The organism is Rhizobium leucaenae USDA 9039 (genome assembly GCF_000426285.1).
GTDB classification, from domain to species: Bacteria; Pseudomonadota; Alphaproteobacteria; order Rhizobiales; family Rhizobiaceae; genus Rhizobium; species Rhizobium leucaenae.
The window spans coordinates 54684-80232 of record NZ_AUFB01000005.1; the positions used below are offsets into that span (position 1 = coordinate 54684).

The window sequence follows — 25549 nt, forward strand, 5'->3', positions numbered from 1 at the left end:
CTTCCGCGGATTGACAGAACGCTCATCGCTGGGCCAACATTCCGCTCAAATCGAACCGCTTCGCCCCGGAAGCGTTATTTCCAGCACGAAAGACCATATAGGGACGCCGCATTGCCGACTCCGATCGAAAGCACGCTGCTGAGCGCCGCCAAGAGCGCCGGCATCCGTCACGGCTATTTCACCCGTGACGGCGGCGTTTCAGAGGGCCTTTATCGCGGATTGAATGTCGGCCTCGGCTCCAACGACAATCGCGAGCATGTCCAGGAAAACCGCCGTCGCGTCGCCGCCTGGTTTGGCCTGCCGCTGGAACGGCTCGCGACGGTGCATCAGATCCATTCGCCCGACGTGATAGCCATCGACGCGAACTACAACGGCACTCGCCCGCATGCGGATGCAATGGTAACGGCGACCCCGGGGATAGTGCTCGGCGTGCTCGCCGCTGATTGCGGGCCGATCCTCTTCGCCGATCCTGAAAACCGGGTGATAGGCGCTGCCCATGCCGGGTGGAAAGGCGCGCTGACCGGCGTCCTGGAAAATACCATCGAAGCCATGGTCGCGCTCGGCGCTAAGCGCGAGGCGATTGCCGCCTGCCTCGGCCCCTCGATCAGCCAGGCTAGCTACGAAGTCGGCCCTGAATTCGTCGATCGTTTCGTCAGCTATGACCCGAGCTATGCCAAGTACTTCATTTCGTCCGAGCGGACCGGTCATGCGATGTTCGACCTGCCGGGCCTGACGATAGATCGTCTGCGCAAGGCCGGCGTAACCGCCGAAAACCTCAATCTCTGCACCTATCCCGATCCCGACCGCTTCTTCTCCTATCGCCGCACCACCCATGCGAAGGAGCCGGATTACGGCCGGCAGATTTCCGCTATTGCCATCGAGGAGACGTTCTAAAATGGCCCTGCATTTCGAACGCAGCGAATTCGACGCCCGCCTAGCCCGCCTCCTCGCGAAAATGCAGGAGGAAAAACTCGACGCCATGCTGCTCTTCGCGCAGGAAAGCATGTTCTGGCTGACCGGTTACGATACTTTCGGCTACTGCTTCTTCCAGACGCTGGTGGTCAAGGCGGACGGTACGACGGTGCTGCTCACCCGCTCGGCCGATCTTCGCCAGGCGCAGCTCACATCGGTCATTTCCGACATCCGCATCTGGGTCGACCGAGTCAACGCCGATCCGACGCTCGATCTCAAGGAATTGCTGGTGGAGCTCGATCTCCTCGGCCGCCGCATCGGCGTCGAATACGATACCCATGGCATGACCGGCCGCGTCGCGCGCTTGCTTGACAACCAGATATCCACCTTCGGCCAGATCGTCGATGCCTCATATCTCGTCAGCCGTTTGCGCCTCGTCAAAAGCCCGACCGAAATCGCCTATGTCGAACGTGCCGCCGCGCTCGCCGATGATGCACTTGACGCAGCACTTGCATTAATCAAGCCCGGCGCCGATGAGGCCGACATTCTTGCCGCCATGCAGGGCGCAATCTTTTCGGGCGGCGGGGATTATCCTGCCAATGAGTTCATCATCGGCTCCGGCGCCGAAGCCCTGCTCTGCCGCTACAAGGCCGGCCGCCGCAAACTGGATGCCAACGATCAGTTGACTCTCGAATGGGCCGGCGCCTACGCACATTATCACGCCGCCATGATGCGCACGGTCGTCATCGGCGACCCCACGCACCGCCACCGCGAACTCTACAATGCCTGCCTGGAGACTATTCAGGCGATCGAAACCGTGCTGAAGCCCGGCCACACCTTCGGCGATGTCTTCGATATGCATGCCAAGATCATGGACGAGCGCGGCCTTGCCCGCCACCGGCTGAACGCCTGCGGCTACTCGCTCGGCGCCCGCTTCTCGCCCTCCTGGATGGAGCACCAGATGTTCCACATCGGCAATCCGCAGGAGATCGAAGAGGGTATGTCGCTCTTCGTGCACATGATCATCATGGACTCCGACACCGGCACCGCGATGACGCTTGGCCAGACCTACCTGACGACCTCCCAGGCTCCGAAATCTTTGTCGCGGCACCAGCTCGAATTTCTTAACCGTTAGCGGCGTAAAATAGCGATCCTGGACGGGGGAGACCGTCTAAGGAAGGGATCGCGCAAATGGGACTGGTCAGGACAACGCTTGTTTCGGTTGGCTTCTGCTTCGCGCTCGCCGCCTGCAACACGACGGATGCCCTGACCCCGCCCGAGACGATCGGCGATGCCGGCTCCAGCCCCATCACCCAACGCGATGTCGAGCGCATGGCCGCCGCGCCGCAACGCCAGCAGAATTATGAAACCGCGCAGGATAGCTACAGCTACCAGCGGCAGGGCTATCAGCAGCAGGGATATCAGCAGCAAAGCTACGGCAGCGGTGGCTCACTCGACGACCAGGCGGCCGCGCTGAGAAATGGCGGCCGCAATCCCTATGCCTCCCGCCCGCTCGACGGCTCGCAGACGGCCTCCATCCAGTCACAGGATCCGCAAGCGTCGGACGCCGACGAACAGCGCGAGGCAGACCGCCGGCTCTCCGACGATCCGCAGCCGCAGCGGCAACAAGCGGCTGAAGACCCGCAGGACGATCAGCAGCAGGCTGAACAGCAACAACCGGAACAGCGGCAAGCTTCCCTTCCTCCTGCCGCCGCAACGGATAGAAACAGTGTCCGCTTCCTGCCGATCATCGGTGCGCCGGTTCAGGCCGTGACGCCGCTGTCGCGTCAGCTCGGAGCAGAGGCCCGCGCACTCGGCCTGACGATCAAAAGCTCGAGCGATTCCAGCGCCGGCTATATTCTGAAAGGTTATCTCTCGGCCTTCGAGGATGGTCCGCAGATTTCCGTCACCTATGTCTGGGATGTTCTCGACAATAGCGGTGCCCGCCTGCACCGCATCCAGGGATCGGAAAGTGCGCCGCTGAAGCGGGGCGACCCGTGGGCCGCCATCCCGCCCTCCGTCATGCAGAAAATCGCCACTGAAACCATGTCGGAATTCAATTCCTGGCGCGACTCTCGCCGTGGATAGCCACAAGCTTTTCAGAAATATGAAAGCTATCGCACTCTAGCCCCTTGCATTCGAGAGCAAGGCGGTTAAAAGCGCGGCTATCAGGTTGGTAACAGGCGGGCCAAAATGAAGGTTTTCGCAGGGAATTCGAACAGGCATCTCGCCGAAGCGATCTGCAATTATCTCAACGTTCCCTTGGGAAAGGCCAGTGTCCGGCGTTTCGCGGACCAGGAAATCTTCGTTGAAATCCAGGAAAACGTGCGTGGCGAGGACGTATTCGTCGTCCAGCCGACCTCGTTTCCAACCAACGATCATCTGATGGAACTGCTGATCATGATCGATGCGATGCGCCGCTCATCGGCGCGGCGCATAACCGCAGTCATCCCGTATTTCGGCTATGCTCGCCAGGATCGCCGCGCTTCGGGGCGCACGCCGATCTCGGCCAAGCTGGTGGCCAATCTGATCACCGAGGCTGGCGCCGACCGTGTTCTCACGCTCGACCTGCACGCAGGCCAGATCCAGGGCTTCTTCGATATCCCGACCGACAATCTCTATGCGATTCCGGTGCTGACCCGTGACATCAAGGCCAATTACGACATCAGCAATGTCATGGTTGTCTCGCCTGACGTCGGCGGTGTCGTGCGCGCCCGTGCGCTCGCCAAACGCCTCGACTGTCTGCTGGCGATCGTGGACAAGCGCCGCGACCGCCCGGGCGAATCCGAAGTGATGAACATCATCGGCGAAGTGGCCGGCAAGGATTGCATCCTGATCGACGATATCGTCGATTCCGGCGGCACGCTCTGCAACGCAGCCGATGCCCTGCTCGCACAAGGCGCGGCAAGCGTCACCGCCTATATCACCCACGGTGTGCTCTCGGGTGGCGCCGTGACCCGCGTGGCAAACTCGAAACTGAAGGAACTGGTGATCACTGATTCCATTCAGCCGACGACCGCCGTGCAATCGGCGCCCAATATCCGCGTCATCACCACTGCAAGCCTCATTGGCGAAGCCATCAACCGCACCAGCCAGGAAGAGTCGGTTTCGAGCCTGTTCGACTAAAGGCTACCGGATTTTCTCATGCGGGCTTCGGATGGCTCTGCCTCCAGACGAGCAGTCCTATGCCAACAAGCCCGGCGACAAAGACCGCCGCACCGGCACCCATGATCGATGGGCCGATGCCGAACCAGGCGAATAGGCTGGGCGACATCAGATAGGCCAGGAAAAGGCCGAGGAAGATCGCACACATCAGCAAACGGTACATCTGCGCCAGCCGATGGGGTTCGCTGCGCGTCTGCATCAGGTGCAGCATGGCGAGGTTCTCGAACGGGCCGTTGATGGCGGCGAAAGATGCGACGATCATCAGCCATATCCGGTCATGCATCAGCGGCAGCAGAAAGACGCCGGCGCCGAAAATAAGTTTCGCGGCGATGATCCAAACGACCGGCCGGCGCGGTTTGACGCTGCTGAGGACCAAATTGGTCGTCAGATTGCCAACGCCGTAAGCCGTCATCATTAGGCTGTAATCCGTCAAGGGATCGGCACTGGTCTCGCGCAGGTGCAGCAGCATTCCGAGCAGAATACCCATCGCCCAGGCGATATTTCCCATCAGGTTCGTAAACAGGCCATAGAGTATGGCCGCATGGCCGCGCGCCATCCGCCAGCCGCCCAACACGCCGTCGATGACAGCCGCCGTCCCCGAGAATTCGCGGCGCCGCGGCGCGGACGGCAATTTGGCGACGGCCATCCACACGGCGAGAGCAGAGAGCAGGAAAGTCGCCGCCGTCACCGTGAAGAACTGCGATTTAGGCAGAAAGCCGTTGACCAGCGCAATCATGCTCGGCCCCAGGATACGGGCCATGCGCCTGGTGGCATCGAACAATCCGTTGGTCGCATGACGAATATCGGGATCGATCGCGATGGTGGGTAGTGTTGCCTGTAATGACGGATCGAAAGCGGCCGTCAGCAACGCAATGCATCCGGCGAGCACCATCAACAACGGCAGGCTCATGAAATGCATGAGGCCGGCGATGGACAGCACCAACAATAAAACCGCGCGCAGGACGTCGGCCGAGATCATCGTCGTGCTGTGCCGCCAGCGATCCGTCAGAATACCGCCGAACAGGCTGCCGAAGAGAAGCGCGCCCGACTGCAAGGCGGAAACGTAACCCGCGTCACGGCCGATGAAATCCGCCGCAATCCAGACGACGGCGACCATATAGAATTCGGATCCGGTCGCCGCCAAAACCTGACCGGCCCACAAAAGCGAAATCGAGCGTTGGGCCAGCGGCTTTAAGACAAACATAGTGGCATTCTGAAATTTGGGCGGCTTATTTGATGGCTTGCCCGTTGATCGTCACGGACTCGTCGTCGGCGATGCTGACGTCCCAACGCGCGCGTCCGTCGGGATCGGTCTTTGCAAATCCCTTGGCCATCATCAGGCCGAAGGACAATTGGCTGAGGTCCGGCTCCGTCTTCGCCGCGTCCTGAACGGCAGCGATCGTCTTGTCGAGATCGCGTGCAAACACCGTCATCTTCATGGAGACACGATCCTTCTCGTTCAACCAGCCGCGCATGCTGCCGGAAGCCTCGATGTCGTAGAGGCCAGAGACGGCACTGATCTTCGGAAAGTTGATCGTCATCGTTCCGTCCGGGAACATGGCCTGCTGCAACTTGTCATCCATGGATGCCGTTCCCGCGGGATTATTGAAATCCGACTGCTGCAGAACATCCAACAGGGCGGAAAAGTTCAGGTTGGGAAATGCATCTGCAGTTCGGCGGCGTCGGGAATGAAGGCGACATAATCCTGAGGCACCAAGCCGGAGGCTAAAGTTAGCTTTTCAGCGCGCATACCGAAATCGGCATTCATCGCATTGGCCGGCCCGGCAATCTTGAACGAGTAACCAATCTGCTGCAGGCCGCCGTTGCCAAGCGGAGTCGTCACGGCAATATCCTTGGCGGAAACGGACTCTTCGAGCGAACCGACGAGCGGCATCGCATTTCGCAGCAACGCCTTCAGCGCCGCGCTTTCGCTGTCGGACAGGGTTTTCGTATCCTTATGGTCGGAGACGAAACGCAAAATCTCGTTCAGCGCCTTCAGCGGCAGCTTGGTCGCATTGGCTCTGAAATCGATCGCTCCGATTTTGAATTCGCCCAAGGTTGCGTCATCGGAAGAAACCTTATCGTTGAAGGATTGCAGTCCGCCGATCATCTGGAGGTCGAGCTTATCCGGCTCGCCGCTGCTGGATGAGGAAAGCGCGTAATTGATACTATCGATCGTGATATCGTTTTTCTGTACGCCGTTGTCGGTGGTCCTGGTGGCGAGCGTGATGCCGCTGCCCTTCACATCCATCGAGCGAACATAGTGGATGGCAGGGTCGAAGACGCCCGTGAAACTGGACGATGCCACCGCATAACGGAATTCGGCATCCGGACTGCTGCCAGGCTTCGAACGCGCCGTCACGTCGATCGCATTGTTCCCCTCGACGTTCCAAAGGCCGCTGTTCTGCGGCGTGGCAAGGGCCATCAGCGGCTTGAGTCCGGTAACGTCGAAACCGCTGACGTTCAGTTTGTCGAAGAGCTTCTGCAGGTCATAGGTGATTTCATAATGACCGCTCGCGGGCTTCACAACAACAAAGCCGGTTTTAACGAGACCGTCGGGCAGGAAATGCGTCAGGTTGCCGAGCAGGTCCTTGGCTCCCTGCTCATTGACGTCAGCCGCCTGCGAGGCGCCGGCCAAGCCGGCGGCAAAAGCCGCGGCGACGGCAACTGTTTTAAAGCGCATAATTCACCCCCGTGATGCTAGGAAAAACAATTTGAAAGCGGGAAAATCCTAAACGTGATTCTCAATTGAATGATGACGATGCATGCGCGCCGGCCTGCAAGTTGGACGAGGCCTCAAAGCCCCTTCATCACCTGTCCGTTGACCGTGACGGTCCGATTTTCGTCCATCGTGACATCCCAGCGCAGGCGGCCGTCCGGATCGGTCTTGGCAAAGCCCTTGGCGGCCATCAGGCTGAAGGAGACGCTGTTCAGTCGCTGGTCGGTCTTGGCAGCACCCTGAATGGCGGCAACCGTCCTATCGAAATTGCGGGCAAGGATCGTCGCCTGCAGCGAATAGCTTGGATGGTGCTTGGTGGAGCCCTTCAAAGCACCGGAAACCTCGACGTCATAAACACCGGAAGCCGCGCTGATCCTAGGGAATTCGAGGGTTCCGTAGCCGCTCGGGAACATGGTGCGCTTCAATGCTTCGCCGGAGACCGGCGTTGCGCGTGTCGACACTGCTTCCAGAACCGTGTCGATGATACCTTCGAAGTTGACGTCGGGAATTCCGAGCTGCACATCGACCGTCTCCGGCAGGAAAGCCGCATAGGCTGGCGGAATAAGGCCGGCGTCCGGCGTGAAGTGCTCCGCCCGCAGGCCGAAATTGATGCTGGAGGCCTTTGTCAGACCATCCATCTTGAAATTGTAGTCCAAGGTCTTGAGGCCGACCTTCCCTTTATCGGTCGATACCAGCGCGTTGTTCAGCGTTACCGACTCGTTCAGCGAACCGAAACCCGGCAAGGCGCGGCGCACCAGTTCCTCGAACTTTTCGCTGCCGCTCTCCGACAACTGTTTTGCTTTCACGTGCTGCACGAAGAAGCGGATGAGTTCACGCAGTTCCTTCGCCGGTAAGCTCGTCGCGGTCACTTTGACATCGACGCTGTCAGCGCTGAGGTCGACGGATGGAGTTCCGGGTGTCGCGATTTGTTCGCTGAGATGCTGCAGCGTGCCCTGCGATTGCAGGTCCACTTTGCCGGCTTCGCTGCTGTCGGTCACGGTATGGGTCAAGGATGCGCTGTCGATGGTGGCATCCACCTTGCGTCCGGTATTTCTGCCGTTGCCGATGCTGGAGAACTTGGCGCCGTTGCTCTTCACCTGCATTGAGCGCATCATCTCGATCGTCGGATCGAAAATACCTTCAAGGGCGCTGGATGCGACCGAATAGGTCATGTCCGACGCGGGCGAATGAACGGAAGCATCCAGGCTATTGTCGCCCTTTAGATGCCACCTGCCCTGATCAAGCGGCTGCGCGAATAGCGACAGCGGCTTCAAGCCGGTAACCGAAAACGCACTTGAGTTGATCTTGTCGAAGAATTTCGCAAGATCATAGGTAATCTCGTATTGATCGCCCGCCGGTTTGACGACGACAAAACCGCTGCGGGCAAGATCGCGCGAGAGCGAATGCGTCAGGATACCGCGGAGCTCCCTCGCGCCCTGCTCATTGACGTCCGCCGCCTGCGAAACGCCAACTAGACCGATGGAAAAAACTGCGGCGGCGGCGATAGTCTTGGGGCGCATACCCGACCTCTCCCTTTGACGCTGATGAACTGAAATCGACTGTTGAAGAGGCCGAGCGTATATGTCAAGCCATTGATAGAAATAGCATCGTCGGCTCTTTATCCTGAGTTGCAATGTCGTCACAGATGCGCTTTCTCCGGAGATGCTTGCACCGTCGGCCTCTTTGTATTATACGCCACGCGTCCGCGTAGACACCCTTGGAGGCAACGCGGATGAGGCAGGGCTTGCCCTCCTCCAGTTCGACCAGTTCCGATGAACGGCTGAACTCTCCAAATAACCTCGAAAGGAATAGCCATGAGCCACGAAAGCTACGAGCTCAAGGCCGAGGCGCGCGAACGGGTTGGTAAGGGGTCCGCCCGTGAACTTCGCCGCAACGGTTTCATTCCCGCTGTCATCTATGGTGACAAGCAGGCCCCCATTTCGATCGCTCTCAACACCAATGAGGTGACGAAGCGCATCCATGCCGGTGGTTTCCTCACCACGATCGCGACGATCGACGTCGACGGCAAGAAGATCAAGGTTCTGCCGAAGGACTACCAGCTCGATCCGGTCCGCGACTTCACGGTCCACGTCGATTTCCTGCGCGTCTCCGGCAATACCCAGGTGACCGTTGAAATCCCGGTTCACTTCGTCAACCACGAAAAGTCTCCGGGCCTCAAGGCTGGCGGCGTGCTGAACATCGTTCGCCACGAAGTCGAAGTCCACTGCCCGGCCGATGCGATCCCGGAATTCTTCACTGTTGATCTGTCCGGTCACAAGGGCGGCGCCAGCATCCACATCTCGGATATCGCCGTGCCGAAGGGCGTGTCCCCGGTCATCACCGACCGCGACTTCACGATTGCAACGATCGTCGCTCCGGCTGCCGGCCTTGCAGAGGAAGAAGAAGGCGGCGAAGAAGAAGCCAACGCTTAATCGGCATCTTCATCGCGACGCATTCAGACCCGCCTCCCCTCTGGGGACGGCGGGTTTTTCATGTATAGATGCTAATAAAAGCAACTGAAAATCTAATTCTTTGTGAAATTAATACTCGATTTAAATCCATTAACTCCTCTGTTTTCAGCAACATTTAACAAATTCGTGAAAGTTTACGCGAAAGAGTTGTAGAGAACGGCCCAACCCGAAAATCAGCCGGTCTACGACTGGGGAGCAAGCGGAACTATGAGCCATTCCGTCGAAAACAGGTTTTTCGCGATCGTCTGCGGCGCGTTGCTGGTTTTCGTCGCGCCGCTCTTCGTGTTGTTCCTCTTCCTTTCGTCCGAACGCGCCGAAAAAGAAATCAAAGATCATATCTCCGTCCTGCTCGTCGCCAACGCCCAGGCGCTCGCCAAACCGTTATGGGACCTTGACGAAGACAGCGTCACCCAAATCAGCGCGACGACGGTCGCCGAGGGTGCGATCGTCAAGGTCAACGTCCGCGACGTCTCCGGCCAGCTCGATGTCACGCAATCGACCATCCCGAGATCCTACAAGGGTCTCTTGGAGTCCATCGCCCGCCCGATCATCTATAACGGCGTGGACGGCGCGAAAAATCTTGGCACCATCACTGTCTACTATCCGGCCCTCGGCCTCTTCGCCGGCTTGAAGAACGAGGAGATCGTCTTCATCTCGATCTTCATCTTCGCCGTGCTCACCGTCTTCGGCGCCGCCCTCATCGGCAACCGCATCTTCATCATCCAGCCGCTGATGCGGCTGACCCACGCCGTCGAAGCAACCCGGCGGCTCGGCTCGCGCCATCATGTGGACTGGCAGTCGAACGACGAAATGGGCCGCCTCGCCAGCAGCTTCAACGACATGCAGAGCAAGCTAGAGCGCGAGGAAACCGAACTAAAGCTCGCCCACCGCCGCGCCACCGACACCTACAACCTGACGCCGGCCATGCTCTTTTCGCTCGACAGGGACGATTTCATCGCAGCCGTCAGCGACTATTGGCTGGCCGCTACCGGCTATGCCCGCTCTGAAGTGCTGGGACGTAAATTCGCAAGTCTGGTGCTGCCGGAATCGCGCGAGAAATACACCGATCGCAAGCGCAGCCGTTCGGACAGCGCCGCCCGTCTCGATGTTACGGTCAAATTCCTGTGTCGGGACGACCGGATCATGGACGTGCTGATCCTCGAGACGACGGCAATCCAGGATGGTGTTTCGCTCTCGGTCATGACCGATGTGACCGACCTCAAGCAGTCCGAGGACCGCAACCTCCGCCAGGCGATCACCGACCACCTGACCGGTCTTTTGAACCGCCAGGGTTTCGAAACGGCGCTCGACGCCAAGATCAACGAGGCGGATCTGCGCAAGCGCGAGCTCGCCTGCCTTTTCGTCGATCTCGACCGCTTCAAATGGATCAACGACAATATGGGGCATGCCGCCGGCGACGCGGCGCTGCGCGAGCTGGTTTCGCGCATGCAGGCACGATTGGTCCCCGGCGACATCGCCGCTCGCCTCGGCGGCGACGAATTCGCCATCCTGCTGCTTGCCGAAGATGCCGAGAAAAGAGCATTTGACATGGCGGCGCGCATCGCCGAAGTCTTCGAGATGCCGTTCGGCGGTGATGCCCGCCTCAGCGCCAGCATCGGCATCGCCATCTATCCGCGCCATGCCGCCAACGCCGCAGAACTGCTGCTGAAATCCGACATAGCGATGTATGCGAAAAAGCGCGATGGCAAGAACGGCGCGCAAATGTTCGACAACAGCATGCTGGACGATTCCCGCCGCCGTGCCGAGCTGGAGAATCATATCGAAAGCGGACTGAGTGACGACTGGTTCGAGGCGTATTTGCAGCCGATCGTCAATATCGATGATCGCTCCATCGCCGGCTTCGAGGCGCTGATGCGGCTGCATCACCCGCAGAAGGGCATCCTGCCGCCGGCACGGATCATCGACGTTGCCGAGGAGACCGGCTCGATCGTGCGGATCGGCAATCGCATTATGGAAAAGGCGATCTCCCATTTCGCCCGCCTCTCACGCCTCGACGGCATGGAGAATACCTACCTCGCCATCAATTTCTCGCCGCTGCAGTTCGAGTCCGGGCTGCCGATGCGCATCGCGGCCCTGCTCTCCCGCCATGATATCCGCCCGGAACGCGTCGTAGTCGAAATTACCGAAGCCGTGCTGATGGACGACAATCCGGAGACGCGCACGGTCATCAACGAGATCTGCCGCTTTGGCTGCCGCATCGCGCTCGACGACTTCGGCACCGGCTACTCGTCGCTGAGCTATATCAACCGCTTCCCGGTCGACATCATCAAGATCGACCAATCCTTCGTCCGCGCCATCAACGACATTGCCTCCGATGTCAGCGCCAAGAGCCGCATGCTGGTCGAAAGCATCACGACACTGTCGCACAAGATGAACTGCACCGTTATCGCGGAAGGCATCGAGACCGAGGAAGAATGCGCAACACTGCGGGCCATGGGGCTCGATTACGGCCAGGGCTATTTGTTCCACCGACCGCAGCATCCGAACGATCTGATGAAGGCGCTTGCGGGACCGCGCGCTGATTACCTCACCCCTGTGGCGCAAGCATCATAGCAAGACGAGGAACGACATGCGAAAACTGCTGCTCCTGGTATTTTTCAGCCTGTCCTCCCTCACGCTCCTCCACGGGGCGCAAGCCGCAACTGTGAACTTTACCACGGAAGAATATCCGCCCTTCAACTATCGCGACGGCAAGACTCCCGTCGGCGCGACTGTCGAGCAGGTGGAAAAGATAATGACGGACATCGGCGTCGACTATTCGATCGAGGTGCTGCCCTGGGCGCGAGCCTATAATGAGGCACTGACGGCACCGATGACCTGCGTCTTTGTGGCCGCTCACAACAGTGAGCGCGACAAGCTGTTCAAATGGGTCGAGCCGCTGCTAGTCGATCGCAACGTCCTGATCAAGCATACCGGATCCAACGTCACCGCCACCACGCTTGACGAAGCCCGGAAGTATCTCGTCGGCACATGGCGGGGCGATTATACCGAGACCACGTTACGGCAAGCCGATTTTGCACGGATCGATATCGGCGCCGACTTCAAGGCGACGCTCAAAAAGCTGATGAGCGACCGTATCGACCTGATGCCGATATCCGAATTCTATTTTGACAAGTTGAAACTGGACGGAGACGCCGTTGAAAAGGTCACCATTCTCTCCGAACAGCCGATGAGCATCGCCTGCCACAAGGATTTCCCGAACGATCTTCTGAAGAAGATGCAGGCCGCGCTCGACAAGCTGATCGCCGACGGCACGCAGAAGCAGATATTCCTGAAGTACGGCCTGCACCTCGGCAACTGACGCGGTTGCTGCCTTGACTTTGCCGCCAATTCGCTGTCGTGAAGGGCATCGGCATTTTCCAAGGGGTGAAGCGCAATGCTTCTTATCGCGGGTCTCGGCAATCCCGGCGCCAAATATCAGGGCAACCGTCACAATATCGGCTTCATGGCCGTCGACGCGATCCATCGCCGCCACAGCTTTTCGCCCTGGTCGAAAAAATTCCGGGCGGAGATTGCGGAAGGCGAACTTGGCGGCCAGAAGGTTCTGCTGATCAAGCCGCAGACCTTCATGAATCTTTCCGGCGAATCCGTTGGCGAGGCCATGCGCTTCTACAAGCTGGAGCCTTCCGATCTCGTCGTGATCTATGACGAACTCGATCTCCCAGCCGGCAAGGCAAGGCTGAAGACCGGCGGCGGCCATGGCGGCCATAACGGCATCAAATCGATCGATGCCCATTGCGGCAGGGAATATCGGCGGCTGCGTCTCGGCATCGGTCATCCCGGCGTCAAGGAGTTGGTGCACAATCACGTGCTCGGCGATTTCGCCAAGGCGGACCGGACCTGGCTGGAACCGCTGTTCGACGCGCTCGCCGACAATGCCGACATGCTGGTGCGCGGCGAAGATTCGCAGCTCATGAACAAGATCGCCCTTGCTCTCGGTGGCAAGGCGGAAGAAGAGACGCCAAAGCCGGAAAAGAAGGCCGTGGCCAAATCGCACATTCACCAGGCCCGCAGCCACAACCAGTCGCGGATACCCGAGAGCGGCCCGATGGCCGAGATGCTGAAGAGAATGTTCGGCAAAAAGGACGATTGAAATGGCGCAGGCAGCACGAGACAGGGCTGCGGATATTGTGATCCGCCCAGCCTCCGCCGGCGACCTGCCGACGCTGCTGGCTCTCTACCGCCATCTCAACCATGACGATCCCGACATGGATTCGGGGTTTGCGGAGGACCGCTTCGCAGCGATTTTGGCCCATCCAGGCATGACGATCTTCATCGCCTTCGAAGGCGACATCGCCGTTTCATCGGTCACCCTGGTCGTTATCCCTAACCTGACACGGCGTGGCGCTTCCTATGCGCTGATCGAAAACGTCGTCACGCACACCGATTACCGCCAGCGCGGCCTTGCACGAGCACTGATCAAAACAGCCATAGCAAGGGCCTGGGAGAAGAATTGCTATAAAGTGATGCTGCTGACTGGCTCCAAGGATCCGGCGACGTTGCGCTTCTATGCCAATTGCGGCTTCACGCAGCACAAGACCGGCTTTCAGATCCGGCGCCCTGCGGCAGGCTGAATCCCTTCCCGAGCTTATTCCTCCGGTTCCGTGGTGAACATCAGCGGAAAACCGGCGCTTTTCGCCAGATCGATCGCTTCCTGTGCCTTGGTTTCGGCAATATCCCTGGCACAGACCATCACCACGCAGGTGCCGAGCTTATGCGCGGTCATCATGACACGATAGCCCGTCTCCTCGCTCATCCGGAAGACGGTCTTCAGCACCATGATGACGAATTCACGTGGCGTGTAATCGTCATTGACGAGAATGATCTTGTAAAGCTTCGGCCGATCGAGCTTCGGCTTCACTTTAGTCTTTGGTTTTAGGACGACATCATTGTCACTCATCGGGCTCACCGTTGATGACAGGAAAAAGGATTTGGGGCTGATAACCAATTTATACGGCACTGCAACCGGTCATTCAAGGAAAACAACGTTTTCAGGGCAACCGCCAGATCAATCGATCGTGAGGAACAGCTCCAATTGCTGGCTCGTCCGCCTTTCCTTCTCTATAGAAAAACGGCGCATCCGCCTTGCAAGGCTTGACCCGCAACGGCCCTTCGCCCATACGCACAGCAAAGTTTTTCAAGATATGGACAAGGTGCCATGGGTTTCAAATGCGGTATCGTCGGATTGCCGAATGTCGGCAAGTCCACTCTGTTCAATGCGCTGACCAAGACGGCGGCGGCGCAGGCGGCGAATTATCCCTTCTGCACGATCGAGCCGAACACGGGTGAAGTCGCGGTTCCCGATCCGCGCATGCGCAAGCTTGCTGACATTGCCAAGTCGAAGGAGCTGATCCCGACGCGCATCTCCTTCGTCGACATCGCCGGTCTCGTACGCGGCGCGTCGAAGGGCGAAGGCTTGGGCAACCAGTTCCTCGCCAATATCCGCGAAGTCGACGCCATCGTTCATGTGCTGCGCTGCTTCGAAGACAGCGACATCACCCATGTCGAAGGTCGCATCAATCCGGTGGCCGATGCCGAGACGATCGAGACCGAGCTGATGCTCGCCGACCTTGAGAGCCTGGAGCGCCGCACCGAACAGACACGCAAGCGCGCCGCCGGCAAGGACAAGGAGTCCATGGCGATGCTGCCGCTCATGGAAGCCTCTCTGAAGCTCCTGAATGAAGGCAAGCCAGTTCGCACCCTACTCTCGAAGCTCGACGCCGAGGAAACCCGCATCCTCAAGGGTCTGAATCTGCTAACCTCGCACCCCGTCCTCTATGTCTGCAATGTCGCAGAGGCCGATGCCGCGACCGGTAACGAGCACACGGCCGCCGTGGCCACCATGGCGAAGGAACAGAATTCCGAAGTGGTGATCATTTCCGCCGCCATCGAAGCGGAAGTTGCGCAGCTTCCCGAAGACGAATCCACGGAATTCCTCTCCGCTCTCGGCCTCGACGAAGCCGGTCTCGACCGGCTGATCCGTGCCGGCTACAAGCTGCTGCACCTCATCACCTATTTCACCGTCGGCCCGAAGGAAACGCGTGCCTGGACGATCGAAACCGGCACCAAGGCCCCCCAGGCCGCCGGCGTCATTCATTCGGATTTCGAACGCGGCTTCATTCGCGCCAATACCATCGCCTATGACGATTACATCGCCTACAACGGCGAAACAGGCGCCAAGGAAGCGGGCAAGGCACGCGACGAAGGCAAGGAATATGTCGTCCAGGACGGCGACGTCATCCATTTCCGCTTCAATACGTAAGACATGATTGCCGGCCTCATCGGAGCGCCGGCAACCTTCCCTGGACGGATGCCGGCAGCAGTTGCAGGACAGCGCGGCGCAGATGCGGCCAGCCGACGCCGATCACCAGCACGATCAAGCCGACGATCATCAGGACGATGAAGCTGACCTTGTCGAGCCCGGCATTGTTCTGCCGCAAAATGACACCGATCGCGACACCGAGTGACATCAGCCCTGCAGTGACGAAAGCACGTCTGTCGATGATCAGGCCTACCAGCATCATGATCACCACAATGGCGACGATCGTCAGCGCCTGCGCATAGCCGCCATGCTCGACGGTGGCGGACAAAAACGTGCCGCTGTTGCCGACCTCGAACTGAAATGCCAGCAGGATCGCGGTGTAAAGCAGCGCCGGCGCCGTCACCAGATGCAGCCAGAAAGCCACGTCCGAGCGACGTGTGCTGCGATTGCGATCGCTGAGATCAAACCGCATCGCCACAGCAAACGCCCCCAGCGCCGCAGCAAACATGATGCCGAGCGACGGCAGCGGATAATTCAGCACGACATTCGATACGCCGGTAGCAACGCCGATCAGATAGAAGACCGCGGCGAGCGATAACGTGAACAGTGAGCAGAGAAGCATCGCCAGCGACAGCGGCACGCGATAGCGCCAATAATACAGAGCAAGCAGTGGCGGGAACGGCAAGGCGATCGTGATCCAAGAGGTCATGAGGCCCGGATCGCCGGCATTCTGCGTGCCGAAATGCATCACAGCGACCCAAAAGATCCAATGGACCAACGCGATCGTCAGCACGACGGCGGGAAGTGCCAGGCGTTGGCGACGGACCAGGATTTCGGCGAGAATGATAATGGCCGGCAGCGGCCCGTAATAGCCGGTGAGCCCCCACAAGCCGACAAGCAGGACGATGATGCCGATGGTGATCAGCACGTCATGAAAGCCGCGGATGAAACGCGGCGCTTCGCTGTCCTCCAGCGGGTTCGCGGCATCGTCTTCGCGGGGCTGTGAAAGATCGTTCCTGACGGGAGCCGCTTTAATGCCAATATTTCGCTCGGCCAAATAAGGCAAAAGCCGGGCCGCCTGATCCGAGGAGATGATCCCCTCGCCGGCGGCGCCTTCCAGCGCGGTCTTGAGATCGCTCATGTCTATTCCTGCCTGATGATATCGTTGCCAAGCCTCATCATATCGCCGGTGCACAATCAAGGGCTGCGAAGCGCTGGCACCATTCGCCGCGCCTGTTTTCCCATCGCGGCCATGAAAATGCTTGCGCCATTGCCGCCTGACATGCGATTGCGCACGGGAATGAAGAAGTCGGTGACGGGTATGGCAAAACTGACATATGAGGATTTTCAGGTCGGACAAGTGTTTCGCCTCGGCCCGAAACATGTGACGGCGGAAGAGATCGTCGAGTTTGCGCGGGAGTTCGATCCGCAACCGATGCATCTCGACGAAGCTGCCGGCCGCGCCAGCATCCTGGGCGGGCTCGCCGCCTCCGGCTGGCATACCTCGGCGATGTTCATGCGCATGATGACCGACAGCTATCTGCTCAACACCGAGGCCGAAGGCGCGCCGGGCATCGATTTCATGGACTGGAAAAAGCCGGTACTGGCGGGAGATACCCTTTCGGGACGGTCGATCGTGCTCGAATCCCGCGCCATGCGCTCCCGCCCTGGCATCGGCATCGTCAGGTTCCGCCACGAAGTGGAAAACCAGCGCGGTGAGCTCGTTTGCCTCGGCGAAAACGCAACGATGATCCGCATGCGCCTGCCCTTGGAGGCTTCCGCATGAAAATGACGGAGCTCTATCCGATCGGTGCGCGCGCCGAGATCGGCAACCATACGTTCACAGCCGAAAATATCGTCCGTTTCGCGTCGCGCTTCGATCCGCAAATTTTCCATATGGATGCGGAAGCAGCCAAAGACACATTATTCGGCGGCCTCTGCGCGTCCGGTTGGCACACCTGCGCCGTCTGGATGCGCACTTTCGTCGACTACTGGAAGGGCGAAGCCGCCCGTCTCCAGGCCGAAGGCAGAAAACCGCCAAATCTCGGCCCTTCCCCTGGGTTTCAGAAGCTGCAATGGCTGCGCCCGGTCTTTGCTGGCGACACGGTCACCTATGGAGTGACCTTGCTTGCCAGCCGCCCGCTGGCATCACGGCCGGGCTGGACGCTCAACACCATCCTCTGCGACGGAACCAACCAGCACGGCACGGCAGTATTGCGGTTCGAAAGCACCGTGCTGGAATTCGAGTAGACATCTTCGCCCCAGCGGGGGGACGGTCGCGCGGCCCCTTCGACAGGCTCAGGACGCGGGTTGAGGGGGCGTTGCGGGGAAATTGGCTTTCGCTTACCGCTCAGGCCCTCCTGACTTCGCTCCTCGTCCCCTCTCCTCCGCCCGTGCGCGATCTCGTTTCACTCAATCGTTTGCGTCCACCTTCTCTCCGTCGGAGAGAAGGCATGTTGTCCTTCAATGCCCAGCGAATTCCACCAGGGTGTGAACCGGCACATCGAGCGCTTCCAGCTTCTTGCGGCCACCGAGATCCGGCAGGTCGATGACGAAGCAGGCGGCGACGACCTGGGCGCCGATCTGGCGCAGCAATTGGGTAGCGCCCACGGCGGTGCCGCCGGTGGCGATGAGGTCGTCGACCAGGATCACCTTCTCGCCGGGATTCACCGCATCCCGATGCATCTCCATCTCGTCGACGCCATATTCGAGGCTATAGGCGATGCGCACGATGTCGTGCGGCAGCTTGCCCTTCTTGCGGATCGGCACGAAGCCGGCCGACAGCTGATGCGCCACCGCGCCGCCCAGAATGAAACCGCGCGCCTCCATGCCGGCAACCTTGTCGATCTTGGTACCGGCATAGGGCTGCACCAGAGCATCGACGGCGCGGCGGAATGCCTTGGCATTGCCAAGCATCGTCGTGATGTCGCGGAAGATGATGCCGGGTTTTGGATAATCCGGAATGGAGCGGATGCTGGCGGCAAGCTCCGAAGCGATAGGGTCCATGAAATATATACTCTCAGGCTATGATTGGCGCGGCGCACCCTATCAAGACGTCGTGCCCGACACCAACAAAAAAGGCGGCCTCTGATGACCGCCTTTCTTTAACTATATGTCAGAGCCGCCGCTCAGTGGGCGCCGGCGCCCGCCTTGGCGTAGACCGACCGCTTGGTGAGATAGATCAGCGCCGAGAAGATCAGCAGGAATACGATGACCATGAAGCCCAATTGCTTGCGGTCTTCGAGATGCGGCTCCGAAGCCCACATCAGGAAGGAAGCAACGTCGCGTGCATATTGGTCGACCGTCTGCGGCGAGCCGTCGTCATAGGTGACCTGGCCATCGGAGAGCGGCTTCGGCATGGCGAAGGTCGCGGCTGCATCGAAATACGGATTGTAGTGCGAGTTCTGCGGCACCTGGAAGCCGGCCGGCGGCTCTTCATAGCCGGTCAGCAGCGAGTAGATATAATCCGGGCCGCCTTCCTGATATTGCGTGAAGATATCGAAGATGAACTGCGGGAAACCGCGTTCGATCTCACGCGCCTTGGCAAGCAGCGACATGTCCGGCGGCACCGCGCCATTGTTCGACGCCGCAGCCGCTTCGTCATTCGGGAACGGCGACGGGAAGTGGTCGGATGGAAGCGCCTTGCGGGTAAACATCTCACCCTGGGCGTTCGGGCCGTCCTGCACTTCATAATTCGCTGCGAAGGTTTTGACCTGCGCTTCCGAATAGCCGAGTTCTTCCAGCGTGCGGAAAGGAACCAGCTTCATCGAATGACAGGCGGAGCAGACTTCCGTATAGACCTTCAGACCGCGCTGAAGCTGCGCCTTGTCGTAGTAGCCGAAGGGACCGGAGAAGGTCCAGTGCTGCTCTCTCGGCTCCTTGAGCGGATAATGCGGCGTCGCAGCTTCGGCGGCAGGTTTGGTCTCCGCGGCAACGGCGGCAACCGTCGCAAAGCCACCGATGAGGGCGATCGACAGAAGGCCGGCAACAAGCTTTTTCATTGTTCTCTTCCTCTATCGTCGCCGGTTATGCTTCAACCGGAGCGGCTGTCTTGCCGTTCTGCTTTTCAAGAACCGCTTCCGTGATCGAATTCGGAATGCGTCTTGGTGTTTCCACCAGGCCGAGAACCGGCATGGCGACGAGGAAGAACAGGAAGTAGAACAGCGTCGCAAACTGAGAGACCACGACGAAGTTACCTTCCGCCGGCTGTGAGCCGAGCCAGCCGAGCAGGATGGCGTCGGCGATGAACAGCCAGAAGAACAGCTTGTACCACGGACGGTAAACCGCGGAACGGATTTTGGAAGTGTCGAGCCAGGGCAGGAAGAACAGCACGATGATCGCGCCGAACATCGTCAGAACGCCGCCGAGCTTGGAGTCGATCGGGCCGATATTGAAGGTGATCGAGCGCAGCATCGCATAGAAAGGCAGGAAGTACCATTCCGGAACGATGTGAGCCGGCGTCTTCAGCGGGTTGGCGGGAATGTAGTTGTCGGCATGGCCGAGGAAGTTCGGCAGATAGAAGACGAAATAGGCGAACACCAGCAGGAAGATGGAAACGCCGAGCGCATCCTTCAGCGTCGCATAGGGCGTGAAGGCCACAGTATCGGTCTTCGACTTGACTTCGACGCCGGTCGGGTTCGTCTGGCCGGTCACATGCAGCGCCCAGATGTGCAGGACAACGACGCCCGCGATCATGAAGGGCAGCAGGTAATGCAGCGAGAAGAAGCGGTTGAGCGTCGGATCGTCGACGGCAAAGCCGCCGAGCAGGAAGGTTTGAATCCAATCGCCGACCCAGGGGAAGGCCGAGAAGAAGCCGGTGATGACGGTCGCGCCCCAGAAGGACATCTGGCCCCAGGGCAGAACGTAGCCCATGAAAGCCGTCGCCATCATCAGGAGATAGATGATCACACCGAGAATCCAGAGGATTTCGCGCGGCGCCTTGTATGAGCCATAATAAAGACCGCGGGCAATGTGGAGATAGACCGCCACGAAGAAGAAAGATGCGCCGTTGGCATGCATGTAGCGCAACAGCCAACCATGGTTGACATCGCGGACGATCTTTTCGACCGAGTTGAAGGCGATCGTCGTATCGGCTGCATAATGCATGGCGAGAACAACGCCGGTCAGGATCTGCAGAACGAGCATCACGGTCAGCATGGCGCCGAACGTATAGGCATAGTTCAGATTGCGCGGGACCGGATAGGCGACGAAACTGTCATAGACCATACGCGGCAGCGGCAGCCGCGCGTCGATCCATTTTTCGAGCCCCGTCGATGGCTCGTAAGACGAATGACCACTCATGATTCAGTTCCCCCTCAACCGACCTTGATCTTTTTTTCTGCGGTGAACGCATATACCGGAATGGCGAGGTTCTGCGGCGCCGGCCCATGGCGGATGCGGCCGGCGGTATCATAGACCGAACCGTGGCAGGGACAGAACCAACCGCCGTATTCCCCCGCCTGACCGAGCGGTATGCAACCGAGATGCGTGCAGACGCCGATCATGACAAGCCAGTTCTCTTTCCCATCACCGGCCGAACGCGCCACATCCGTGGCTTGCGCATCCGCCGGGAGATTGGCATTGCGGGCGACCGGGTCCTTCAGATCGGAGATCTGCGCACCCTTCGCATCGTCGATTTCCTTCTGCGTCCGGTTGCGGATGAAAACCGGTTTGCCACGCCATTTCACCGTCATCGACATGCCGGGTTCGAGGCTCGATACATCGACTTCGATGGAAGCAAGAGCGAGTGCCGAGGCATCCGGCCGCATCTGGTCGATAAACGGCCAGGCGACCGCGACGGCGCCTACTGCGCCAGCCATGCCCGTCGTCAGATAAAGGAAATCTCGGCGAGTTGGCTCGCCTATGGTTTCACCTGTCGTAGTATGCTCGCTCAAAGCCGGACCATCCTCTTCCGCAAAACCCGCAGCTAGGCGCTGCGGTACCCCCTCACTAACGGCGAATCAACGCGACCATAATTCCGCCATAGATTCCTCCGTAACCCGCCGCGTTCTAAGCTTGATCGCAAATTATGTCCAGCCTTGGCAAGGGGTGGGGGCACAATGTCGCGGGAAAACTGCACTATTTGGCCGAAAGCGCCGGGCCAATAATCGAGGCCGTCGATCAAGTAGGCGTAAGCACATGAAATATCGCAGGATTCGCATGATAGAATTTTGCATTGCAAAGCAAAATCAACAGCAATTTCAATGCCGCATAGCAGCATAACCGACCGCATGCCGACCGCCGATCGATACTAAGTATCCCTTCCTACTCCTAAAATCCGAGTGGATTTAAAGAGCGACTTATGCGCCTTTATACGCCGCCGCTCTCGGAGCCATGGAAATATGGCTGAGGACACGATCATGAGACACACGATTTACTGCGTTCTATGCGTCCTTGCCACATTGGCGCTGGCCATCCTTGCGGCGCGTTATGTCACCGATCTCTGGCTGCTCGCTTTCTTCGAAAGCCTGCAGACCCACATCAGCCTTGTCGGCGTCGCGCTTGCCCTGCTCGCCCTTCTCTTCAAGCGGCATTGGTATGCGGTTTTTCTGCTGGCGGTCGGTGTCGGGCTTGCCGTGCATTCGGTCGTAATGCTGCGCGAATATGCCGCCTCCCCGCCGCTGAACCCGCCGGCAGTGGCCAATGCGAGCAAGAGCTTCACCCTGCTCTCCTTCAACATCGAAGACAGTAATTTCGAAAACGGGCCGCGTATCGCCGATCTCATCGTGAATTCGAAGGCCGATGTCGTGGAAATCTTCGAAGCCGGCGCGATCCAATCGGAGCTGAAGCGAATAACCAAAGTCTATCCCAACTATATCGGCTGCGGCATCCTGACCACCGATTGCGATTCCCTGCTGCTGTCGAAACGGCCGTTCCAGACGCAGGTGATGCGTAGTCTAGGCAGCCTTTGGGACAATCGTTTCATTCTCGCGACCATAGACATGGATGGTCAGCCGGTTAACTTTGCCTCGGCTCACCTCAGCAAACCCTATTTCGACGAATTTCATACGGTAGAGTTGGATATACTCAGCCCGATCCTGAAGGATGTTCAGGGACCGCTGATCCTTGCCGGCGATTTCAACGCTTCGGTTATCGCCCCCGATATGCGCGACTTCCTCGGCGACACCGGACTGCACCACGCCTTTCCGGAGCCCGCCACCTGGCCGATCATGGCCGGCGCCTATGGCATCGCCATCGACCATGTCTTCGCACGCGCCCCGCTGCGGCTGCAATCGGTCCAGCAAATACCGGATGCCATGGGATCAAACCATTTCGGCCTGATAACGGAATTCAGCGTTTCAAATTAAATCACGGATTTTCAGCATGTTTTTCGGAAAATCCAAAACCTCCGCTGAAAAAGCTATTCGGTTTCGGCCGCTATGAAGCCACCGGACTGTCGCGCCCACAGCTCGGAATAGAGCCCGCCTCGGGCGATCAGCTCGTCATGGGTACCGTCTTCGATAATCCTGCCCTTGTCGACAACGATCAGCCGGTCGAGCTTGGCGATGGTCGACAGGCGATGGGCGATCGCGAGCACCGTCTTGCCTGCCATCAGGGTTTCCAGATTGGATTGCAGCGCCGCTTCGACTTCGGAATCCAGCGCCGAGGTCGCCTCGTCCAGCACCAGGATCGGCGCGTCCTTCAGCATGACGCGGGCAATCGCGATGCGCTGGCGCTGGCCGCCTGATAATTTGACACCACGCTCGCCGACATGGGCGGCATATCCTTTGCGCCCCTTCTGGTCCTCCAGCGTTGCGATGAACTTATCCGCCTCCGCCCGCCGCGTCGCCTGTGCCATTTGCTCTTCGCTCGCCTCCGGACGGCCAAAGAGAATATTGTCGCGGATGGAGCGATTGAGCAGCGCGGTATCCTGCGTCACCATACCGATCTCGCCGCGCAAGGACTCCTGCCGGACCGCGGCGATATCCTGTCCATCGATCAGGATGCGCCCGCCTTCAAGGTCGTAGAAGCGCAGCAGCAGATTGACGAGCGTCGTCTTGCCAGCACCGGAGCGACCGACGATGCCGACCTTTTCGCCGGCGCGGATGGTCAAGGAAAAATCATCTATGACGCCGCTGCCACGGCCATAATGGAAGGTGACGTGCTCGAAGCGGATTTCCGGACTGACGATCTGCAGGTCTCTGGCGCCGGGACGATCGACCAGGCCGATCGGCTCCGAGATCATCTCGGCGGAATTCTGGATCGTACCGAGATTGCGCATGATCGCATTGAACTGCGCCATCATCCGCCCGAAGAGCATGTTGAGCCGCAGCACCATACTGAGCGTAAAGGCGACGCCGCCGGTGGAAATCTCGCCGGAGAGCCAAAGATGAATGGCAAGCGCCGCAATCGTGGTAATCATCACGCCGGACAGGAGCGCCAGCGATGAGCGCACGCCGGTCAGAAGCCGCGTGAACGGCATGACGGCCGCCTGGAAGCGATCGAAACCATTGCGGATATAATCATCATTCTGCTCTTCGCGGCCGAAGAGCTTCAGCGTCTGAATATTGGCATAAGCGTCGACCATGCGGCCATTCAGCATCGACGACGCCTCGGCGGCATTGCGCGCGTTGCGCCGGATGCGCGGCACGAAATAGCGGGCGAGCAGCGAAAAGACACCGATCCAGACCGCGACCACCAGCGCAAGGCGCCAATCGAGCCCGCCGACCAGCGCTATGGTCGAGGCGGCGTAGATGATGATGAACCAGACCACCTGCAGCAGCGACACGACGAGATCGCCCGTCGACTGACCCGCCGACCAGACCTTGGTGACGATGCGGCCGGAAAAATCATTCTGGAAGAAGCTCGCCGACTGGCGCGCGACATGTACATAGGCCTGCCAGCGAACGAGGTTGAGAAAGCCAGGGACAACCACCTGCTCCTCGACCAGCGCGCCAAGGCTGACCACGATGAAACGCACGACCAGCACGACGAAAACCATGCCAAGCAGCGCACCACCATGGCCGGAAAGCAACCCTGCCCAGCCCGCCCCCGGCTGCACCTTGTCCAGGATGTCGACGAGATGCCCGACAAACCAAAACAGCGCCGCCTCCAGCACCGCCACCGCGCCACCGAGCGCGGCCATCGCCAGAAATGGCCCCTTCGCTTGGCCGACGTAATACCAGATGAAAGCCCAAAGCGACCGCGGCGGACGCAGATCGCCAGTGCGGTAATAAGGATCAATCCAGGTTTCGAACAGGCGATAGATGGAGCGGATCAGCATCCCTGCGATATAGGAGGTTTCGCCAGGGGTGCAAAGGAAAGCGAGAGGTTGTGGAGTCTTATATTTTTGTCATGTTTGACGTTGAAGAAGGCGCTCTGCACCTCACATTGCTCCATCATCCGAATCCAGAAGAGTGTGCAAGTCACGCCGCCCATGCAAGACGCGTATGACAACGACAGTTTCATCTCGAAGAAGATAGTAAACGCGTATCGTATCGAAGCCTGATACTGTGCGTGATCTCAGACCATCGAGAGCTGGGTTGTCGAAATGGCGCGGCGATCCGCTGAACGGCGATTGTGCGATAGCTGACAGGGATTGACGGACCGCTATCAAAAAGCGATCTCCGACATCATCGTCACTGGCATCAGCATAATATCGCACTTGCTCAAGAATATCGGAGCGGGCCGCCGGCTTGACGATCAATTTCACTGAGATTTTTTCCCAGCCTTCGCTTTGGCAAGAAGCTCAACAGCTTCAGCCTTGAGTTCATTCCAGAACTCCTCGGTTACTTCGTGACCTTCACCGGAGGCCAATCCTTCAAGCAGCAGCGACTGCAGGCGCGCTTCATTTTCCTTGGCTTGCGCCTCGCGAAGCAGGCTGCGAACATACTCGCTGACATTTCCAAAACCTTTGTTGGCAATTTGACCTTCCATGAAGGCCTTGAGGTTTTCCGGCAAAGATATCGTTACGGTGGCCATCAGATGGGCGATCCTATCTTCATTCGAAATGAGACTAGCACAACCTCTTAATTGTTCTCAATAGATAAGAAGATAGCG

The 25549-nt window shown here is 59.1% G+C and carries 26 protein-coding genes; 13 read left to right on the forward strand and 13 right to left on the reverse strand.

What is annotated here, in order from left to right; genetic code table 11:
* Positions 1-111 precede the first annotated feature (111 nt).
* The 4 genes from pgeF to K290_RS0109275 all read left to right on the forward strand — a co-directional run bounded on the left by pgeF (position 112) and on the right by K290_RS0109275 (position 4038).
* Positions 112-894: a peptidoglycan editing factor PgeF gene (gene pgeF / locus K290_RS0109260; protein ID WP_028751656.1), complete on the forward strand. Its 783-nt coding sequence runs from the start codon at positions 112-114 to the stop codon at positions 892-894.
* Between the two features lies 1 nt (position 895).
* Positions 896-2047: a M24 family metallopeptidase gene (locus K290_RS0109265; RefSeq protein WP_028751657.1), complete on the forward strand. Its 1152-nt coding sequence runs from the start codon at positions 896-898 to the stop codon at positions 2045-2047.
* A gap of 56 nt (positions 2048-2103) precedes the next feature.
* The gene (locus K290_RS0109270; RefSeq protein ID WP_028751658.1) at positions 2104-3000 is read left to right on the forward strand and encodes a hypothetical protein; all 897 of its coding nucleotides are present in this window, start codon (positions 2104-2106) and stop codon (positions 2998-3000) included.
* A 105-nt stretch (positions 3001-3105) separates the two neighbouring features.
* Positions 3106-4038, forward strand: coding sequence for a ribose-phosphate pyrophosphokinase (locus tag K290_RS0109275; protein ID WP_028751659.1), 933 nt, complete (start codon positions 3106-3108; stop codon positions 4036-4038).
* Between the two features lie 16 nt (positions 4039-4054).
* On the opposite strand, the gene K290_RS0109280 is transcribed toward K290_RS0109275, so the two are convergent.
* From K290_RS0109280 to K290_RS0109290, 4 genes are all read right to left on the reverse strand, one after another.
* Entirely contained in the window at positions 4055-5281 is a 1227-nt protein-coding gene (locus K290_RS0109280) for an MFS transporter (protein ID WP_028751660.1), read from the reverse strand.
* 25 nt (positions 5282-5306) lie between these two features.
* The gene (locus K290_RS38270; protein WP_245276507.1) at positions 5307-5660 is read right to left on the reverse strand and encodes a hypothetical protein; all 354 of its coding nucleotides are present in this window, start codon (positions 5658-5660) and stop codon (positions 5307-5309) included.
* 65 nt (positions 5661-5725) lie between these two features.
* Positions 5726-6760 carry a hypothetical protein gene (locus tag K290_RS33935; RefSeq protein ID WP_245276508.1) on the reverse strand — a complete coding sequence of 345 codons (1035 nt, stop codon included), beginning with the start codon at positions 6758-6760 and terminating at the stop codon, positions 5726-5728.
* Between the two features lie 113 nt (positions 6761-6873).
* The gene (locus K290_RS0109290; RefSeq protein ID WP_028751661.1) at positions 6874-8316 is read right to left on the reverse strand and encodes a hypothetical protein; all 1443 of its coding nucleotides are present in this window, start codon (positions 8314-8316) and stop codon (positions 6874-6876) included.
* 294 nt (positions 8317-8610) lie between these two features.
* Between K290_RS0109290 and K290_RS0109295 the strand changes: the two genes are divergently transcribed.
* The 5 genes from K290_RS0109295 to K290_RS0109315 all read left to right on the forward strand — a co-directional run bounded on the left by K290_RS0109295 (position 8611) and on the right by K290_RS0109315 (position 13862).
* Positions 8611-9228 (forward strand): 50S ribosomal protein L25/general stress protein Ctc, encoded by a 618-nt coding sequence (locus K290_RS0109295; protein WP_028751662.1) that lies wholly within the window; start codon positions 8611-8613, stop codon positions 9226-9228.
* A gap of 246 nt (positions 9229-9474) precedes the next feature.
* A complete protein-coding gene (locus tag K290_RS0109300) occupies positions 9475-11841 on the forward strand; it encodes an EAL domain-containing protein (RefSeq protein WP_028751663.1) in 2367 nt (788 codons plus the stop codon).
* Positions 11842-11857: 16 nt separating this feature from the next.
* Complete coding sequence (locus K290_RS0109305; RefSeq protein WP_028751664.1) at positions 11858-12589, forward strand: substrate-binding periplasmic protein; 732 nt, start codon at positions 11858-11860, stop codon at positions 12587-12589.
* A 75-nt stretch (positions 12590-12664) separates the two neighbouring features.
* On the forward strand, positions 12665-13381 hold the full coding sequence (gene pth / locus K290_RS0109310; protein ID WP_028751665.1) for an aminoacyl-tRNA hydrolase: 717 nt from the start codon (positions 12665-12667) through the stop codon (positions 13379-13381).
* A gap of 1 nt (position 13382) precedes the next feature.
* Positions 13383-13862 (forward strand): GNAT family N-acetyltransferase, encoded by a 480-nt coding sequence (locus K290_RS0109315; protein ID WP_028751666.1) that lies wholly within the window; start codon positions 13383-13385, stop codon positions 13860-13862.
* Positions 13863-13876: 14 nt separating this feature from the next.
* Here the strand turns inward: K290_RS0109315 and clpS are convergent, their stop codons facing one another.
* Positions 13877-14188 (reverse strand): ATP-dependent Clp protease adapter ClpS, encoded by a 312-nt coding sequence (clpS, locus tag K290_RS0109320; RefSeq protein WP_028751667.1) that lies wholly within the window; start codon positions 14186-14188, stop codon positions 13877-13879.
* A gap of 258 nt (positions 14189-14446) precedes the next feature.
* Here clpS and ychF point away from each other — a divergent pair, with 258 nt between their 5' ends.
* Positions 14447-15550, forward strand: a complete 1104-nt coding sequence (gene ychF / locus K290_RS0109325) for a redox-regulated ATPase YchF (protein ID WP_028751668.1) — start codon at positions 14447-14449, stop codon at positions 15548-15550.
* A gap of 16 nt (positions 15551-15566) precedes the next feature.
* Here ychF and K290_RS0109330 read toward each other — a convergent pair whose 3' ends face one another.
* Entirely contained in the window at positions 15567-16691 is a 1125-nt protein-coding gene (locus K290_RS0109330; protein ID WP_028751669.1) for a hypothetical protein, read from the reverse strand.
* 180 nt (positions 16692-16871) lie between these two features.
* On the opposite strand from K290_RS0109330, the gene K290_RS0109335 reads away from it, so the two are divergent.
* Positions 16872-17336, forward strand: coding sequence for a MaoC family dehydratase (locus K290_RS0109335; RefSeq protein ID WP_028751670.1), 465 nt, complete (start codon positions 16872-16874; stop codon positions 17334-17336).
* Positions 17333-17800, forward strand: coding sequence for a MaoC family dehydratase (locus K290_RS0109340; protein WP_028751671.1), 468 nt, complete (start codon positions 17333-17335; stop codon positions 17798-17800). Before K290_RS0109335 ends, K290_RS0109340 begins: the two co-directional genes overlap by 4 nt.
* Before the next feature lie 213 nt (positions 17801-18013).
* On the opposite strand, the gene K290_RS0109345 is transcribed toward K290_RS0109340, so the two are convergent.
* The 4 genes from K290_RS0109345 to petA form a co-directional block, all read right to left on the reverse strand.
* Positions 18014-18556 carry an adenine phosphoribosyltransferase gene (locus K290_RS0109345; protein ID WP_028751672.1) on the reverse strand — a complete coding sequence of 181 codons (543 nt, stop codon included), beginning with the start codon at positions 18554-18556 and terminating at the stop codon, positions 18014-18016.
* Positions 18557-18678: 122 nt separating this feature from the next.
* On the reverse strand, positions 18679-19551 hold the full coding sequence (locus K290_RS0109355) for a cytochrome c1 (RefSeq protein WP_028751673.1): 873 nt from the start codon (positions 19549-19551) through the stop codon (positions 18679-18681).
* A gap of 25 nt (positions 19552-19576) precedes the next feature.
* Positions 19577-20851, reverse strand: coding sequence for a cytochrome b (locus K290_RS0109360; RefSeq protein ID WP_028751674.1), 1275 nt, complete (start codon positions 20849-20851; stop codon positions 19577-19579).
* Positions 20852-20865: 14 nt separating this feature from the next.
* On the reverse strand, positions 20866-21444 hold the full coding sequence (gene petA, locus K290_RS0109365; RefSeq protein ID WP_028751675.1) for a ubiquinol-cytochrome c reductase iron-sulfur subunit: 579 nt from the start codon (positions 21442-21444) through the stop codon (positions 20866-20868).
* A 465-nt stretch (positions 21445-21909) separates the two neighbouring features.
* On the opposite strand from petA, the gene K290_RS0109370 reads away from it, so the two are divergent.
* A complete protein-coding gene (locus K290_RS0109370; RefSeq protein WP_028751676.1) occupies positions 21910-22857 on the forward strand; it encodes an endonuclease/exonuclease/phosphatase family protein in 948 nt (315 codons plus the stop codon).
* A 53-nt stretch (positions 22858-22910) separates the two neighbouring features.
* Here K290_RS0109370 and K290_RS0109375 read toward each other — a convergent pair whose 3' ends face one another.
* The 3 genes from K290_RS0109375 to K290_RS0109385 all read right to left on the reverse strand — a co-directional run bounded on the left by K290_RS0109375 (position 22911) and on the right by K290_RS0109385 (position 25471).
* On the reverse strand, positions 22911-24773 hold the full coding sequence (locus tag K290_RS0109375; RefSeq protein WP_037135179.1) for an ABC transporter ATP-binding protein: 1863 nt from the start codon (positions 24771-24773) through the stop codon (positions 22911-22913).
* Between the two features lie 102 nt (positions 24774-24875).
* On the reverse strand, positions 24876-25202 hold the full coding sequence (locus K290_RS35840; RefSeq protein WP_051263975.1) for a type II toxin-antitoxin system RelE/ParE family toxin: 327 nt from the start codon (positions 25200-25202) through the stop codon (positions 24876-24878).
* Positions 25199-25471: a type II toxin-antitoxin system ParD family antitoxin gene (locus tag K290_RS0109385; RefSeq protein WP_028751678.1), complete on the reverse strand. Its 273-nt coding sequence runs from the start codon at positions 25469-25471 to the stop codon at positions 25199-25201. The genes K290_RS35840 and K290_RS0109385 overlap by 4 nt, the downstream gene beginning before the upstream one ends.
* Between the last annotated feature and the right edge of the window lie 78 nt (positions 25472-25549).

What these genes read in the sequence shown, in the direction of transcription:
- K290_RS0109275 (WP_028751659.1), top strand. Translation starts at nt 3,106, where the DNA reads ATGAAGGTTTTCGCAGGGAATTCGAACAGGCATCTCGCCGAAGCGATC.
- K290_RS0109290 (WP_028751661.1), bottom strand. Translation starts at nt 8,316, where the DNA reads ATGCGCCCCAAGACTATCGCCGCCGCCGCAGTTTTTTCCATCGGTCTA.
- K290_RS0109315 (WP_028751666.1), top strand. Translation starts at nt 13,383, where the DNA reads ATGGCGCAGGCAGCACGAGACAGGGCTGCGGATATTGTGATCCGCCCA.
- K290_RS0109335 (WP_028751670.1), top strand. Translation starts at nt 16,872, where the DNA reads ATGGCAAAACTGACATATGAGGATTTTCAGGTCGGACAAGTGTTTCGC.
- clpS (WP_028751667.1), bottom strand. Translation starts at nt 14,188, where the DNA reads ATGAGTGACAATGATGTCGTCCTAAAACCAAAGACTAAAGTGAAGCCG.
- K290_RS33935 (WP_245276508.1), bottom strand. Translation starts at nt 6,760, where the DNA reads ATGCGCTTTAAAACAGTTGCCGTCGCCGCGGCTTTTGCCGCCGGCTTG.
- K290_RS0109355 (WP_028751673.1), bottom strand. Translation starts at nt 19,551, where the DNA reads ATGAAAAAGCTTGTTGCCGGCCTTCTGTCGATCGCCCTCATCGGTGGC.
- K290_RS0109385 (WP_028751678.1), bottom strand. Translation starts at nt 25,471, where the DNA reads ATGGCCACCGTAACGATATCTTTGCCGGAAAACCTCAAGGCCTTCATG.
- pth (WP_028751665.1), top strand. Translation starts at nt 12,665, where the DNA reads ATGCTTCTTATCGCGGGTCTCGGCAATCCCGGCGCCAAATATCAGGGC.
- K290_RS0109370 (WP_028751676.1), top strand. Translation starts at nt 21,910, where the DNA reads ATGAGACACACGATTTACTGCGTTCTATGCGTCCTTGCCACATTGGCG.
- K290_RS0109360 (WP_028751674.1), bottom strand. Translation starts at nt 20,851, where the DNA reads ATGAGTGGTCATTCGTCTTACGAGCCATCGACGGGGCTCGAAAAATGG.
- ychF (WP_028751668.1), top strand. Translation starts at nt 14,447, where the DNA reads ATGGGTTTCAAATGCGGTATCGTCGGATTGCCGAATGTCGGCAAGTCC.
- K290_RS0109300 (WP_028751663.1), top strand. Translation starts at nt 9,475, where the DNA reads ATGAGCCATTCCGTCGAAAACAGGTTTTTCGCGATCGTCTGCGGCGCG.
- K290_RS0109270 (WP_028751658.1), top strand. Translation starts at nt 2,104, where the DNA reads ATGGGACTGGTCAGGACAACGCTTGTTTCGGTTGGCTTCTGCTTCGCG.
- K290_RS0109280 (WP_028751660.1), bottom strand. Translation starts at nt 5,281, where the DNA reads ATGTTTGTCTTAAAGCCGCTGGCCCAACGCTCGATTTCGCTTTTGTGG.
- K290_RS0109295 (WP_028751662.1), top strand. Translation starts at nt 8,611, where the DNA reads ATGAGCCACGAAAGCTACGAGCTCAAGGCCGAGGCGCGCGAACGGGTT.
- K290_RS38270 (WP_245276507.1), bottom strand. Translation starts at nt 5,660, where the DNA reads ATGGATGACAAGTTGCAGCAGGCCATGTTCCCGGACGGAACGATGACG.
- K290_RS0109345 (WP_028751672.1), bottom strand. Translation starts at nt 18,556, where the DNA reads ATGGACCCTATCGCTTCGGAGCTTGCCGCCAGCATCCGCTCCATTCCG.
- K290_RS0109375 (WP_037135179.1), bottom strand. Translation starts at nt 24,773, where the DNA reads ATGCTGATCCGCTCCATCTATCGCCTGTTCGAAACCTGGATTGATCCT.
- K290_RS0109305 (WP_028751664.1), top strand. Translation starts at nt 11,858, where the DNA reads ATGCGAAAACTGCTGCTCCTGGTATTTTTCAGCCTGTCCTCCCTCACG.
- K290_RS0109340 (WP_028751671.1), top strand. Translation starts at nt 17,333, where the DNA reads ATGAAAATGACGGAGCTCTATCCGATCGGTGCGCGCGCCGAGATCGGC.
- K290_RS0109330 (WP_028751669.1), bottom strand. Translation starts at nt 16,691, where the DNA reads ATGAGCGATCTCAAGACCGCGCTGGAAGGCGCCGCCGGCGAGGGGATC.
- K290_RS0109265 (WP_028751657.1), top strand. Translation starts at nt 896, where the DNA reads ATGGCCCTGCATTTCGAACGCAGCGAATTCGACGCCCGCCTAGCCCGC.